Below are 15,719 nucleotides of genomic sequence, written 5' to 3'. Positions count from 1 at the left end.
TTTAGGGGAGTTGAATGGTAAACTATCCGTGGAGGCCGTCCGTCGGATACGTACCCATCACTTGAAGTAAAAACCGCTAGGTACGTATCCGACGGCAACAGAATCGATTCGGCTACCTGACGAGTGAAATCGCTTAACGAAGCCGGTCGTCGTTGAGTCACGGGCGATGCCGCCGTAAAGAATACCGGCTGGATCAACACCGAAGCCAGTAAAAGACTGATTGATAAATGGTTTATCAATAGAGATACTGGACGCCGTAGCAGGAAATGAATAGACGGCCCCCTTGAGGAGAAAATAAAAGGATTGATTCGTCGGGCTATAGAGCAGGTTTGATGGATTTCCTGCTATTGGCCGACCACCAATGATAAGTCGGCTGATGACTTGCCGGGTGACGGGGTTGATCTGGACTAGTTCAGCCGTAGTTGTTCCGTTTGCATTAAGCCGTGCTGGCTTACCGCTACACAGGACATAAAGAATACCTTTCTCTGGATTATACTGAATGGATGTGGGTACGTCCCCCACCGGAATTGAGGTAACAACCTGGTCGGTGGTCGTGTTGATCACCGATACGGTATTGCCGATGTCGGCCCCCCCTGAATTAGCTACAAAAAGTTGGTCTCCGACAACAGCCATCTGTTCGGGGCCTGCTCCTACTGTGATGTGATTAATAACCTTGCGATCGGTCAGGCTAACGATAGCTATGCCGGGTGCCATTGTCTTCCCACCCCAGTAGCTGACGTACCCTTTCAGGAAATAGCCATCCTGAGGTGGAGCCGCTACCATATATCGACATCGTTCAACGTTTTTATCAATAATGACGATACTTCGGAAGGTGCTGTTTTCTACAACCTCAACCTTATCGCTATTGGTAACGACTAAATAGCCTTTCCCGTCAATTTCAGTGTAAGAGCGCAGATAATCGCCCAGGTTTCGATCGTTCACGGTTGAAAAAATAGTCGGTATCGCCCGCCGGTCGGGTGTAATAAAACTGACTGACGAATTACTCTTACCAGATTGTCCTGTCTCGAGAACAACAACGCCCTGCTCATAGGGTTCAGTGCGCAGTGGTTCAGTAATTGTACAAGCAGTAGACAGAGCAGTCAAAAGACCAAGTGAAAGTAGCAAGCGAGGGGTACGAGGCTGAAACATGTAATATGGACCGAGTTGATAAACACCCAATGACAGACGCGTAAGCTACTACGGCTGGTTAAGAGTGGAAAGCATTACGCCAGGTAATAGCGATATAATATAGTACATGTACGCTAATTGATCTAATCCGTGTAGCCCGGAGGTTGAGGGAGAAAAGTTATAAGTTGCCTACAGCTGCGGGCAGATACTCACGAAACGTACCATCTGAGTAAAAAATCAAGATACGATCAATCGCCGGTTTTAGGGCAGGATTATTTTTTGGAATATTCGTTCCATTTTTCTCATTTTGAGCAACAGCATTAGCACGGTGGGGCTGTTGTCTCAGCGTATTAGTAGAGGGAACCCCAGCAGGATCGGCTAACTGAGCTGAATGAGTAGCGGGCCAATTAGCTGCTGCGTTGTTACTAGACAGCAAGCCCGAAGGAGGAAATGAGGAGTCTTCCTCTAAAAACCATTCGTAGGAAAACTCAGGAAAACGGCGCACTATTTTCTGAATGATATCTAGGCTGGGCCGATTTCTGCCAGATAGGATGTGTGATATGCTAGACCGTTGAACACCAATATCATCGGCTAAATAGGAAGGAGACAGGTTTTTGATTGTCAACACCTGTTTAATTTTGTCATTTATTGACATTTGTATATTGATAGCTAGTGATTTGACAAATGTAAACAAACGACAGTCAATTACAATTGTTAATGGTGTATAAATAAAGAAGGCGGCTGATTACAGATGTAAATCGCCGCCCTGGGGTATTCGGGAATTGAAAATGTTAAACGGCTATGTTGTTATCTCGCAAGGCCTCATTTAGTGATGTCTTTAAATCGGTGGAGGCTTTACGCTGTCCAATAATTAGTGCACAGGGAACCTGATACGATCCAGCTGGAAATTTTTTAGTGTAGCTACCTGGAATGACTACTGAATTGGCTGGTACAAACCCTCTGTGTTCGATTGGCTCTTCCCCTGTAACATCGATTACCTTCGAGGAGCCTGTAATGGTGACGCCCGCTCCAAGCACTGCTCTGCTGCCAATTCGCGCTCCTTCAACGACAATGCAGCGAGAACCAATGAAGGCTCCATCCTCGATGATAACGGGTGCTGCTTGAGGTGGCTCCAGGACCCCTCCTATTCCAACGCCACCACTAAGGTGAACATCGCTTCCTATCTGTGCACAGCTACCAACCGTGGCCCATGTATCAACCATCGTGCGTTCGCCAACGTACGCACCAATATTTACGTAAGAAGGCATTAGGATTGCACCCGGTGCCAGATAGGCTCCGTGGCGAACTGTAGCAGGCGGCACTACCCGAACACCTGCTTGTGAGAAGCCAGACTTAAGTGGGATCTTATCATTGAACGAGAAAATTCCCACCTCTTCAGGTTGCATCGATTGGCTGATGAAGTAAAGAAGAATGGCTTTCTTGACCCATTCGTTTACCTGCCACTCCCCTCCTGCTTCGTTATTAACGGGCTGAGCAACACGGATTCGCCCATCGTTCAAATCCTGTACCACTTCATCAACTGTGGCTTTATAAATTGGATTGGTGAGCAGAGAACGATCGGCCCAGGCGGCTAGTACTTGGGTTATTTGGTGACTCATAATAGAAAGTAAAACTTTATTAACATGGTTATAAATACTTGATAAACAGCTAATCTAACTTAGATGAATTTTTAGAGAGCAAATTTTATTTTGTCATAAAAATTGAGCACTCAGTCGTTAAAGTCAAATCTATTCCAGATCAGATGATTATCGTGTAAATATAACAGCATTCAAACGAATGATACGGTTGGAGTCACTAGCTACTGTCTACCTGGCGATGTCTACTTTTAAACAAGTAGACATCGCCAGGTAGCTCATTAAACTAACTGTGTATTTTGGTTGCTATCTTTTTATAGGGCTAGGTGATACTGGTAAAATGAAGAGTGTATTTATAGATGAGTTTGATCTGTCAGTAGCTGGCTTTACAATGTCGAGTATAGACAGATCAACGTTGAGCGTATTTCTACAAAATAGTTTTAATGCGTACAAACAATAGGATGGACAAAGGCTTGTCTGGTCTGGGTTTTTGAAATCGATAGAGGTTTTTAGAAGCGTTTGTTGTTATGCTTTTAAGGTATTTATTAATTGGTTGGTGTGTGTGCCAATATTTATGTTTACGTAGATTCTGAACCAGAGGGCGATGATTCTTTTATAGAATGAACGGGAGTGAATGGCAAATTTAAAAATACGACGTACTCTTTCTCCCTCTCTCTCCTTTTTCCAACCTGTAAACTTTCAAAGAGAAGGTTTGTTAGTAATTCCTATTAGTAAAACAACGCTAATATATTAGTATTATTAGCAAGGCACATTAGTAAAATGCGTTATTTACTAATGTGTTGACTAAAAATCAATTATTTTGACAATTTTTTTTGGTAAAATAACATAAAATTAGTGCAATGTTTAGCAATTTTACTTAATTACTAAAACTCCTTTTCCCATTTACTAATCTGCTTGCTAATGCCAAGTCTTTTTACTAAATGTCTGTTCATGTCATATACCTCCCCTATATTTGACCTGTTAACCAAACCTGTTTGCATAACGAATGGCAACCATTAAAGTAGCGATCAACGGATTCGGACGCATCGGCCGTCTATCCTTCCGTAGATTATTGGAAAAGGAAAACGTAGAGATTGTTGCAATAAACGACCTCACTGACAATGCCACTCTGGCACATCTCTTGAAATATGACTCCGTTCATGGTCGATTCTCAGGTCAGGTAAGTGCTGACTCCACCAGCATAACAGTCAATGGCAAGCGCATCAACGCGTATGCTGAGCGCGATCCTAAATTATTACCCTGGAAAGATTTGGGAGTCGATGTAGTATTAGAATCGACAGGACGGTTTGTCGACGAAGCTGGAGCTGGACAACACCTTACAGCAGGTGCTAAGAAGGTCGTCATTTCAGCGCCTGCAAAAGGAAACATCCCAACAGTTGTGTTAGGTGTTAATGATAATACCCTAACAGGCAGCGAGACTATAATTTCAAACGCTTCCTGTACCACCAACTGTCTAGCGCCTATGGCGAAAGTTCTCGATGATAATTTTGGTATCGAGAAAGGCTTTATGACAACTATTCACGCCTACACTGCGGATCAGAACTTGCAAGACGCACCTCACTCTGATCTTCGTCGTGCCCGTGCAGCAGCCCTGTCCATTGTCCCTACCTCTACCGGTGCTGCTAAAGCCGTTGGTTTAGTACTACCTCACTTGAAAGGGAAACTCGATGGGAACGCAATGCGTGTGCCAACACCGGATGGCTCAATTACCGATTTGTCCGTTATTCTTAAGCGTGAAGCTACGGCTGAAGAAATCAATGCCGTGATGAAACAAGCTTCCGAAACGACCATGAAAGGCATTCTGGAATTTGCTACTGATGAATTAGTATCTATTGACATCATCGGCAATCCACACTCTTGTATCTTCGATTCAAAGCTGACTACCTCTATGGGTAACTTCGCTAAAGTCGTCGGATGGTACGACAATGAGTATGGCTATTCTAGCCGGGTTGCCGATCTAATGGAACGGTTATTCAACTAATCATTCCAAAATAACGTTGATCAAAAGCGTGGTTGAAGGGCATGATTCCCTTTAGCCACGCTTTTGGCTTTGTAGATAGTTGATCGAAAATCCCTTCTCGTAGAACATTCCTTCATATTTTGTCTTTATCCCTAAATGAATGTCATTCAATTCTGACTGATATAAATCAGTAGTCGATGCAAGCACCGCGAACTCATTTTTTGGCAAGGATGCAAGACTATACTCAAAGAATGGACGATGATCGGTCTTAAGATGAAGTAGCCCATCGGGCTTAAGTATAGCACTGTACAACGCTAAAAATGACGAGTAGGTCAGTCGGTGCTTCTCCTGCTTGTCACGAGGTTGTGGGTCAGGGAACGTTATCCAAATTTCATCGACCTCGCTGTCGTCAAAGAATTCGCGCAAATACTGAATATCGGTTCGTAGAAAGGCCACATTGGTCAAGCCCCTTTCAATGGCGGTTTGCGAACCTCTGGCTATACGATCTCCTTTTATGTCGATGCCAATAAAATTTCGGTCAGGATACGCCTGAGCCAGACCTACCGTATACTCTCCCTTCCCACAGCCAAGTTCTAACACAATGGGATTCGTATTGGCGAAATAATCACTGAGCCAGCGCCCTTTGATGGTTGAATAAACTGGTTTACCACGCTCAATCACGTTATTCGCTTCCCGGTTTTGTTCAAACCGGTACATCTTTCGGCGTCGTGCCATACTACCTACAAGCTATAAAGTTCGGCAACCACATAGGTACTGCCCGTAATAAGAATACAATCGTCAGGACCAGCCGCCTGTAAGGCCGCCGATAAAGCAACATTGACATCAGGAAACCCTGCTCCCGATAAACCAGCATCTGCCGCCAGACGCACTAACTCATCAACGGGCAATGCTCTGGGAGAATCTGCCTGGCAAAAATAATAGATAGCGTCAGTTGGCAACAAAGACAGCACAGCAAACACATCCTTATCCTTAACGAACCCTACAACGAACCGAAGACGAGTATATGAAAGGGTCGCCATACTGGCCAATAGAGCGTCAACGCCAGGCTTATTGTGAGCTGTGTCGGCAATGACAAGTGGGTGCTGTTGAAGCCACTGAAAGCGTCCTTTCAACCCCGTCTGGCTCGTAACCAGCTGACACCCTTTGTCAATCGCGTCTTTGGATACTGGCAGGTAATCCTGAACCATTTCAACTGTAGTCAGTACCGTTTTAAGGTTGGCTAACTGATACAGACCCAGCAAGGAGAGATGAATAGTAACTGGCTCATCATCAACGGCATACTTCTTACAAGCAGCTTTCCTAACACCGTTAGTTAGGCCCAAATCGGTCACTTCCCACCGTTGATCAGCAAAAACAAGAACAGAGGCATTGAGGGCGGCTACGGAGGAAAAGGTCGCTTCCGTTTCGGGCTGCGTTTCTCCAATTACGACAGGTACGTTCGGTTTAATAATACCAGCCTTCTCAGCGGCAATTTTAGGTAACGTGTCACCCAGTACCTCCACATGATCCCAGCCGATATTGGTGATCACACTCACCAGAGGCGTAATGATATTGGTGGAGTCGAGCCTCCCTCCCAGGCCTACTTCCACAATGGCGATATCCACCTGTTGACGGGCAAAAAATTCAAACGCCATGGCAACCGTCACTTCAAAAAAAGACGGCTGCATAGCGTCAATCAATGAACGGTATCTGGTCACAAAGTCGGCTACATCGGCTTCGGGGATCGGCACGCCTCCTAAACGAATGCGTTCGGTGAATGCTTTTAGATGCGGTGAGGTATACAGCCCGACCCGGTATCCGCCCGATTGATAGATGCTGGCCAGAAGGTGTGAGGTACTCCCCTTTCCATTGGTGCCAGCCACATGAATACTACGAAATTGATGCTGGGGGTTTCCCATCGCTTCACACAGCGCCAGCACATTGGCCAGGCCAGGTTTATAAGCAGAAACGCCCACCCGGTGGAATACGGGCAGGCGATCATATAGATACGAGATAGCCTCGTTATAAGTCATACGTTAATTAGCACTAATGGCGATTGTTAAGGTACCAACGGCCAGTTCAGAGGGGGTGACAGACCCTTTAGGACGCAATTTAAACCGCATTACCTGACGCCGATAAAAACTTTCAACCGAAGGGCTCACGGTCTGCTGCATCGGGCGGGCCGAAACAATATTCCCATCACTATCTACGCGAATCTGGTAAATGATTTTGCCGCCTTCGTCCGAGTCATCCTTATCCAGCTTGTTATTGCCAAAAGACCAGCCAGATACATTCAGGGCCACCCCACTTTTACTGCCGCCTGGCTTCCCATAAAATTCTTTGGCATTGATATTTCCATCCGGATTTCCTTTGTCACCCACGCCAGACTTATCATCCCCATTATTGTTGCCGCCTGTCCCGGCCGCGCGGCCATTGGTTCCGTTAGAGCCAGCACCGCCAGACGAGCGCTTGTATAAGGCGCTCGGGTCGACGGTCTCCACTTTTTTCACGGGTTCAGCTCTTGGTGGAGCCGGCGTACTTTTAGGGGAGGTGGCTTCCGGCCGTTTGGTCTCAGGCCGGTCAGGCACACTAACCGGGCTTTCAGCACGACTGGCAATAATCGGTTTTTCGGCCGGGGCTTTATTGGTTTTTGTTTCTTCCGAACGTGTAGTTGGCGCTACGGGTGTGCGTTCCACCCGAGGTGTTGTGGTCACCTTCGGATTGGGTCTATCGTCCGATTTCTTGACGTTCTCGGCCCGTAACGACGGGTTAGGCTTATTATACGTTTGCACAGAGCCACTACCAATAGCAGATGTACCGAAATTCACCTCAACGTATTCTACTGGCGGAGGGTTGGGCGTTGAACTGGAAAGGGTAACCAAAAACAAAATGATCAGGATACCCACCATAGTTACTGTAGCCGATGCAAAAGCAACGGTACGGGCTTCAGTTTCATTTTCGTAAGCAATCCGCATAGTTAAGTATCGGTTAATTAGACCGATTTATACCCTAACGAGTGAAAATCGTCTTTCGTTGTCCCTAATGCCGACAAACATAAAAAAAGGCGGCCAATTGGTCGCCTTTCTACATAAAATGAGCTGTATTCTTAGTTACGCATGATCCAGGGAGCGATACCGGTCAGGGAATTGAGGGAATCGATTCCCGCCTCTGCCTCAGCTAACGATTGAGTCCCGATAGCCGCCACTTTAATCAACCCCTTCCCCTGAAGAATGTAGGCATCTGAATAACCGGCTTTCACCAATCGCTTCTTAAACCGAACCGCATTGATCCGACTGGCAAAACTACCTGCAATAACCGTGAAATTGGTTTTCGCCTGGGGCTGTACATAGGTAACGGTGGAGGCAGGTACGTTAGCCGGCTCTACTACAGATAGCCGAACCGACGCTCTACCTGTAGCTACTGATTCCGCAGGTTTCGAGTCAGCAGCAGGCCTTACAACCTCTACGGCTGGTGGGGCCGTAACGGCTGGCTCGTTTATCGGTGCTCCGGTGGCGGGCACTTTCGATGCTGACTCGTTGCTGCTGAAAGTAGGCACCCGGAACAAGGAAGCGGGGTTCAGGCTGCTTTGCAGCGGATCACCGGGTCGGATCACAGAGAAATAGCTGATAAAGCCCAGCGAACCGACCAGCAAGGCAGCCGCAGCCCAACGCCAGACAAAACCAGATCGACGCATTGGCATGGCCATTACCACTCCTTCCTCCGCATCAGAGACGATAGCCAGATCGGTAGACGCAGCTTGAGCTACAACTGGCAGCTGCCGACCATCCATTACCGATGGTTGCAGTTGGTTGATAACCGGCACGGGCTGAGCCAGGTGTATGATTTTCCCTGGGAGCATCACTGGCTGCATGCCGTACGCATTGCCAAGAAAATTATGCCGCAGCTCCGGCTCGAACTGAAGACTGTTCTCCTGATTGTACGAGAACAACCCTAACCCCTCTATCGAGAAGCTACCCATCTGGCGGGCCTGTTGTTTCAACGTACCCACAAATAAGTTAATCCCTTTTAACGCTTCTTCCCGCGAAATGCCTTCATGCAGCATGACGTAATTCAGCAGAATGCCGTCGTCGAGCATCAGCGCTTCGTTGAAGGCAACTTTACGGCGTGGCGGCAGAAACTGACCGGTCACTTCACTAAAGGAAGCCGAAACCGCATGCGTCAGAAACGCACCCAGCGTCGGAACGACAATACAGTCGTATTGATAGAGCAGTTTCTTCAGGTAATCGCCGATGGGTTGCATAGCTAAAGGATAAGATTAGAAGGAGTACGAAATTCCTCCGAGAAAGTTAAGGCCCTGCACCCGATAATACAAATACCGCTGGTAGGTTTGCCCAAAGATATTATTCAGCGACACAAAGGCAGACACCTGTTTACCAAGGAAATAATCGATCTTCAGGTTCAGGTCATAGATAGCCGGGAGCGCTATCGTCTCGTTGGTCATAAAGTTTTTGTTCCGTATACCGGTGTTTACGTAGAGGTCGGACGTAACAAATAACTTTTTGTTGAGCGTATAACTGTTGAGCCATTGCACGGTGGCACGTGGCCGCCCCCAGGCATCTTCCAGCCGGTCAAGGTCGTAGCGGAACACATCGGCTTTCAGCGTTGATGTAAAGCGTTCGTTGAGCGAATAACCGACCTGTCCCGAGATAGTCAGCACATGCGCGATACCGCCATCGTAGAGAACGGCGAATTTCGACGTGTCGGGCCAGGCGTTATTGATTCCGTAAAAATTTCGGTACCGTGCATATGACACTTTCCCTTCGTAGGTAAAGCCATTCCCCAACTGCCCTTTCGATCCACCATACAGGTCATATGACTTGATCGTATTGGCCAGAACGACATTGGGCGCTAGCCAGCGGTTTTCACTTAACAGGCTTCGCAGGGTATTTCTGACAATGTCACCGTCGATCCCTGCGAAGAAGTGAATATTGCCGCTCGGCACCACGTCGACGTTGGCTACCGGGAAAGCCAGCGTGTTGTTGATTCCTAACCGCTTGTCTGTTTCATTCACGGCATTCAGCGCAACCGTAACAGTCAGTGCGGGCGACGAATAACGAAAGGCAGGACGGAGCCGGAACAAATTCCGGTTATCGACGTCCTGATCGCTACGCTGGGTAACATAGGCATCGGCATTGACGAGTGCAATCACTTTATCGGTGATCGCCAGCGATGTTTGCAGCGTGGTTGCCCAATCTGTTTCAGACGCCCGGTACGCATCTTTTACCGTAGTCAGGCTCGTTTTGAGGGTGTAGTCCAGCGTCTGGTCTTTGCCGTTATTTTCAATGCCCAGATTAACCCGGAAGGTACTCAGCTGCTGACGTAAAGAGTCCCGGTCAGGCACCACCCGGTTACCATCCAGAAATTGCGGTCGATACCCATAGAAGTAGTACCGTTCCTGGTCGTAGCCCAGGCCGCCCGACAACTTAAACAGATCGGTGTTGTAGGTTCCCTTTACATCGATCCTGGTCTCGCGCTGAGCGGAGTTCGCCCCATCTACCGGCCCAATGCCAGACCCCAGGTGCCGAAGCGATGCCTCGACACCCAAGCCACTCTGTGTAGCCGTTTTATAAAACCCTTCGCCATAAAACGTATTATAGTTGCCGGCGCCCAGTTTGAGATAGTTCGAAAAAGCAGGGGGTACCTCTGCTTTTGTCGCATTCAGGGGTAGCACAGTTGGCTGAATCCGGGGATCGCCGATCGTCAGTTTACGGTCCTGAAATTCGTAGGTCAGTTTTTTAGTGTCCGTATTGGCTTTGGGTGACGGGATCTTGTTCTGAATCCGGTCGGCGGGTGGCAGGTCAATACGGCGATTTTTTTCAACCGTTATTTCCTGGTTATCAATTTTTCCGGGCTGTTGTGCATGCGCCACCGATAGGGCCAGCATACTCAGAAACAGCGATTGGTAGGTACGTGACATAGGGCTATTTCGTCTCGATGGCGGCTAATTTAGTTTTGGCTTCGGCAACAATCTCCGCTTCAGTCGCATTCTCAATGATAGACATCAACGTCCCTTTAGCCTGAGCAATTTCACCAGTGGCTACGTTATTATCAGCCACTAACAAAAATGCCTTGCCTTTCCAGTACTCAAAGCCATCGAACTGCTCATTGAACCGGAGCAACGTGGCCACCGACTCTTTATACTTCTTCTGCTTGTAAAGGGCTTCACCAATCAGGTAGTTAGCCTCTGCCCCACTCACGTCTTTCGCCAGCGAAATTGTTTTTTCAAAATCAGTCACCGCCGTTTTATAATCGGCCTTCGACAAGGCCACTTTTCCGAGCATTAGTTGGGCTCTGTTTTGTGCGCCCGGCACGATGTTTCCTGCCGAAACGATCTGACGGGCCAGTACAGCCGCCGAATCGACCTTGTAGTTATAATAGGTATCCATCAGGCCCAACTGTGCCGTAATCTGGTCGGTGCGTTCATTAGAACGCGACAGCACATACTGGTAATTTTTGATGGCGCCGGGATAGTTTTTCTGACGGCGCTCCAGCTCAGCCGCGCGACTGGCTGCTTTGACGGCAAAGGTCGATTTTCCTTCCTGAATCAACTGCCCGTATAGCCGCAGAGCCGCCGGCACATCGCCTGTTTTCGCATACACGTCCGCCCCGTAATACCTGGCTTCGTTCCGGTTGGGGCTGTTGGGGTACTCCTGCGAGAACGCCTTGAAAGCGGCCAGTGCCTGCGGATACTTCTCGGCGAAATACAATGACTTGGCGTTCTCGAATTCGGCCTTCTCAACATCCGTCGACCCCGGATTCCCTTTCTTGTATTTGCTGAGCACATCCGAAAATTCATCCGTCCGGTTTGCATCATCAAGGGTGTTCTGAAGCCCAAGCAGAGCACTTTGCGCCTGTGGCGTGTTCCCATACTCATCCAGAATGCGCTTGTAATCGGCAACAGCCGGGTCATACTGCTGCTGGTTAGCGTAGGCAACAGCCCGTTTCAACAGCGCAGATGGCAGCAGGTAACTAGTAGGCCGCGTGGTAATCAGTTTGGAATAGCCCGAAACCGCCGCCGCAAAACTGCCTTTTTCAAAATCGACATTGGCCGTCTGCATCAGCGCATCGTCGGCATAGCGAGACGATGGATTCCGTTGCACCTGATCGAATAACGTCTTGGCTTCGGCATCCCGGCCAACATACGTGAGAATTATGCCTTTCTGATAAGTAGCGTAGTCAGCATCAGCCCGTCCCGTTGCAATAGCCTGATCGTAGGCCCGCATCGCCTCGTTATACTGCTTGGTCGCCAGCAGGCAGTCCGCTGAACGGATATAGGCATCGCCCACCGTTGGATCATCCGAACCAGCGGCCCCTTTCAGGTAGTCCCGGAAATAAACTAGCGCTCTTGTGTAGTCTTTCTGGTTATAGTAGGCGTAGCCAAGGCCGTACAGGCTTTTCAACGCATACTCCCCACCACGTACCTGGGTATACAACGGAATGGCTTCGGCCCACTTCTTTTGCGCCGACAGGGCCTCTGCCTTCCAGAACGTCGCATTTGCCTTAGCGTCAGCGTCGCCCGATACAGTCAGCGATTTGTTAAAATTGACCAGCGCCGCCGGATACCGCTCTGCGTTGTAATCGGCCACCGCCTGGTTGTATGTTAGTCGCTGGTAGGTAGCATTTATACGCGCCGTCCGGTTTTTCAGCTTTTCGATATAGGCAATGGCTGCCGGATAGTTGTTCGAGGCCAGATAAGCTTCACCAACCAACTCATTGGCTTCATTCTCAAACCGGCTATCCGGGTATTTCTTCAGGAAATCGTTCAGTTCAGTAATCGCCTCTGACCCTCGTTTCTGGTCCAGTTGCAACTTGGCATGGGTGAAACGGGACTCCTCCTGAATCGATGGGTTGAACGACAAACGAGCCGCCTGATCGAACGCGGTTAAGGCATACGATGGGTTGTCTGTCTGTAAATAGCTAATCCCCAACGTATAGGCGGCATACTGCGCGGTCGTATCTTTTCCCGACGCTACCGGTTTTAGCTGGCTGATCGCATCTGTAAAATTGCCGGTTTTGTACAACGACTGCCCATACCGATATTTCACGGCGGCGGGTGCCGAGGCACCTTTTACTGCCAGATAACGCCTGTAGGCAGGAATCGCCTGGGCGTACTGCCCCTGCCGGTAATAGACTTCGGCCGTAAACAAAGCCACCTCGGCCAGGGCAGGCCCCGTGTTTCGTTTCAACAAGGGTTCGGTGTAGGCGGTCAATTCGTCGAACCGCCCCTGTTTATAATAGGCCTGCGCCAGCCAGTTAGGTACCTCGCTTTGATAGGTTGGGTTGGTTTCAATCCGCTTGAAATCGCTGATAGCCTCGTTGTACTGTCCGTTCCTGAAATTGATGACACCTGCGTAATACGAAGCCGCAGGCGCATTCACGTAGTCAGGCTCCGTTTTTACGTTGTTCAGCAAGGGCAACGCACGGGCCAGATCCTGTGTGTTGTAATAGGCCAGGGCCAGATTAAACTGGTAATCACGCTGTTTTCCAGCCGTATTGGACTGGTTAACGGCTTTTTGCAGGTACGTTATCGCATTGGTATAATCGTCACGGCTGACGTAGTACAGCCCCAGATCCCCGTATAACTGCCCTGCTTTCGGATGCTCGCTGTGGTTACGCACAAACCGGTCAACCAGTGCTTCGGCCCCCGGCTCATCGGCATACAGGCTCGACAAGGCCATGTAATACGCGGCCGACACGGCGTTCGGATCACTGGCTGGCGAGCCGGCGGCGGGTGTACCCGACGTATTGAGCAGCGGACGCCGCTGGCTGAGATAGCGCTCAAACTCAGAGCGGGCAGCTGCGTAGTTGCTTCGTTCAAAAAGCTCAACCCCATTGCGGTAGTGCAAATCGGGTTCGGTGTAGGTTAAGGTTCGTTGGGCCAGGAGTACCGACGGAGTCATTAGTGATCCGATGGTTACACAAGCGGCCACCCAAACGCGGTGAGAAGCTGGATGCATAGAACCGATTAACGGTTGTGTAATGAAGAGAAAGGGTTGTAGTTTAGCTGACCAAACCGACATACGACATGTTGGTATAGCTCCATAAACTTACCCATACTACGATTGTTTCAACGAATGTACTGGTCTTTCCGTATGAAAAAATGCTTGCTCGTTCTGATTTTACTGCTAACTCAACGAACACTATGTACTGGCCTGTTGGCGATGCCCGCTCCTATTCTGTCGGCTCTCCGATCAGAAACTGGCCTACTGAACAATGATCCTGCCGAAGCAGCTACTGCGCGAATCAGTTACACCCTGGCCATGCCGCAGCCGCAGACTCACTATTTTGAGGTAGACATGCGCCTACAGAACGCGGCTTCAGCAACCAACGCCCGGAAAAACGGGTACATCGATCTTAAAATGCCTGTCTGGACACCCGGCTCCTACTTGATCCGCGAATATGCCAAGAACGTCGAGGGATTTTCGGCTAGGGCCGGTGGCCAATCGGTACGCGCCGAAAAAATCAGGAAGAACACCTGGCGCGTATACACGAATGCCGACGATGTAACGATTCATTACCGGGTCTACGCCTTTGAATTTAGTGTTCGGAACAGTTTTCTTGACGACTCACACGGGTATCTGAACGGAGCCAGCGTCTTCCTGTATACCGATGCGTTGAAAAATCAGCCGCTCACGGTGCAGGTAATTCCCTTCACCGGCTGGAAAAAAGTGTCGACCGGGATGAAACAGGCGACGAATGCCTCCTTTACGTATGAGGCTCCCAACTACGATATACTGGTCGATTCACCGATTGAAATAGGCAACCACGCCACGTTTACGTTTACGGCTTCGAACATTCCGCATACCGTGGCGATGTACAGCAACGGTCCACTTGATTACAATGCAGAGAAAGTAGCGGCTGATTACAAGCGGGTGTGTGAGACGGCGGCTACCGTGGTTGGAGAACACCCCTGCACCGATTACACCTTTCTGGTCCATCACACCAATCAGGGCGGCGGCGGTCTGGAACACCTGAACTCAACCACCCTGCAAACCAACCTGAGTGCCTATGCCACCGAGCGCAGCTACAAGGGGTTCCTGACACTGGTGGCACACGAGTATTTTCACCTCTGGAACGTAAAACGTATTCGCCCGATTGCCCTTGGCCCTTTTGATTACGAGAATGAGAATTACACCCACATGCTCTGGTTATCAGAAGGTTGCACTTCATTTTACGAAGATTACATCTTACGCCGGGCTGGTTTTCACACGCCCGACGACTACTTAAAGGTGGTGGCAGGCGACATTACCGGCGTTGAGAATCAGCCGGGAAATCAGGTACAGTCAGCGGCCGAATCAAGCTGGGATGCCTGGATCAAATATTATCGGCCAAACGAGAACTCAGCGAATAGTACGGTATCCTACTACTCAAAAGGGGCTGTGCTGGGTACGTTGCTGAACCTGGCCATTCTCACGGGCAGCAAAGGACAGCGCTCCATGGACGACCTGCTCCGGTTGCTGTATACTGAGTATTACAAGAAACAGAAACGTGGCTTTACTGACGACGAATTCCGCCACGCAGCTGAACAGGTTGCTGGTACGTCGCTCACTGATTTCTTCGAAAAGGGCGTCAACGGCACCGGCCCAATCGATTATAACCGATACTTTGAACCCGTTGGTATGCGGCTGGTGAACACCGGCCCTCCCTCGACGGACGGATTTTTTGGTGCGTCGGTAACACCGGCCCTGTCCAGTAGCCGGCAGGTGATTGCCTCGGTGCGCCGGGGCAGTCCGGCTGAACAGGCCGGGCTGAATGTCGGTGATATTGTCCAGGCTATCGATGGCAATCGCCTTACCGAGGAGCTCTCGAAACAGCTGGCGGGTAAAAAACCGGGCGATATAGTTAAACTGTCGGTCAACCGGGGCGGTCAACCGAAAGAATTATCGGTTCAGCTGGGCACCAATCCCCTGTTATCGTACAAGATTGAAGCCCTGCCTAACGCGTCAGAAAGCCAAAAAGCGCTCTATAACAAGTGGTTGTACATTAACTAAGTG

Annotated in this window: 11 protein-coding genes; 2 read left to right on the top strand and 9 right to left on the bottom strand. The window is 49.3% G+C overall.

Annotated features, from left to right (window positions below; genetic code table 11):
- Positions 1-57 precede the first annotated feature (57 nt).
- The 3 genes from ACAW75_RS03215 to ACAW75_RS03205 all read right to left on the bottom strand — a co-directional run bounded on the left by ACAW75_RS03215 (position 58) and on the right by ACAW75_RS03205 (position 2,747).
- Positions 58-1,149 (bottom strand): YncE family protein, encoded by a 1,092-nt coding sequence (locus ACAW75_RS03215; RefSeq protein ID WP_370727231.1) that lies wholly within the window; start codon positions 1,147-1,149, stop codon positions 58-60.
- Positions 1,150-1,306: 157 nt separating this feature from the next.
- Complete coding sequence (locus ACAW75_RS03210; protein WP_370727610.1) at positions 1,307-1,783, bottom strand: helix-turn-helix transcriptional regulator; 477 nt, start codon at positions 1,781-1,783, stop codon at positions 1,307-1,309.
- Positions 1,784-1,919: 136 nt separating this feature from the next.
- A complete protein-coding gene (locus ACAW75_RS03205) occupies positions 1,920-2,747 on the bottom strand; it encodes a 2,3,4,5-tetrahydropyridine-2,6-dicarboxylate N-succinyltransferase (protein ID WP_370727230.1) in 828 nt (275 codons plus the stop codon).
- Between the two features lie 982 nt (positions 2,748-3,729).
- Here ACAW75_RS03205 and gap point away from each other — a divergent pair.
- Positions 3,730-4,725, top strand: a complete 996-nt coding sequence (gene gap / locus ACAW75_RS03200) for a type I glyceraldehyde-3-phosphate dehydrogenase (protein ID WP_370727229.1) — start codon at positions 3,730-3,732, stop codon at positions 4,723-4,725.
- Between the two features lie 51 nt (positions 4,726-4,776).
- Here gap and trmB read toward each other — a convergent pair whose 3' ends face one another.
- The 6 genes from trmB to ACAW75_RS03170 all read right to left on the bottom strand — a co-directional run bounded on the left by trmB (position 4,777) and on the right by ACAW75_RS03170 (position 13,682).
- A complete protein-coding gene (trmB, locus tag ACAW75_RS03195) occupies positions 4,777-5,439 on the bottom strand; it encodes a tRNA (guanosine(46)-N7)-methyltransferase TrmB (protein WP_370727228.1) in 663 nt (220 codons plus the stop codon).
- Positions 5,440-5,444: 5 nt separating this feature from the next.
- Positions 5,445-6,737, bottom strand: coding sequence for a bifunctional folylpolyglutamate synthase/dihydrofolate synthase (locus ACAW75_RS03190; RefSeq protein ID WP_370727227.1), 1,293 nt, complete (start codon positions 6,735-6,737; stop codon positions 5,445-5,447).
- Positions 6,738-6,740: 3 nt separating this feature from the next.
- On the bottom strand, positions 6,741-7,679 hold the full coding sequence (locus tag ACAW75_RS03185; protein ID WP_370727226.1) for a hypothetical protein: 939 nt from the start codon (positions 7,677-7,679) through the stop codon (positions 6,741-6,743).
- 131 nt (positions 7,680-7,810) lie between these two features.
- Positions 7,811-8,965 carry an HU domain-containing protein gene (locus tag ACAW75_RS03180; protein ID WP_370727225.1) on the bottom strand — a complete coding sequence of 385 codons (1,155 nt, stop codon included), beginning with the start codon at positions 8,963-8,965 and terminating at the stop codon, positions 7,811-7,813.
- A gap of 15 nt (positions 8,966-8,980) precedes the next feature.
- Entirely contained in the window at positions 8,981-10,642 is a 1,662-nt protein-coding gene (locus tag ACAW75_RS03175; protein WP_370727224.1) for a TonB-dependent receptor, read from the bottom strand.
- Positions 10,643-10,646: 4 nt separating this feature from the next.
- Complete coding sequence (locus ACAW75_RS03170) at positions 10,647-13,682, bottom strand: tetratricopeptide repeat protein (protein ID WP_370727223.1); 3,036 nt, start codon at positions 13,680-13,682, stop codon at positions 10,647-10,649.
- Between the two features lie 204 nt (positions 13,683-13,886).
- Between ACAW75_RS03170 and ACAW75_RS03165 the strand changes: the two genes are divergently transcribed.
- Positions 13,887-15,716 carry a M61 family metallopeptidase gene (locus ACAW75_RS03165; RefSeq protein ID WP_370727222.1) on the top strand — a complete coding sequence of 610 codons (1,830 nt, stop codon included), beginning with the start codon at positions 13,887-13,889 and terminating at the stop codon, positions 15,714-15,716.
- The last annotated feature ends 3 nt before the right edge of the window (positions 15,717-15,719 follow it).

The sequence above is a fragment of the Fibrella arboris genome, assembly GCF_041321095.1.
Classification (GTDB): Bacteria; Bacteroidota; Bacteroidia; order Cytophagales; family Spirosomataceae; genus Fibrella; species Fibrella arboris.
The sequence above is the reverse complement of the archived record's forward strand: the minus strand, read 5'-3'. Positions and strand labels throughout refer to the sequence as shown.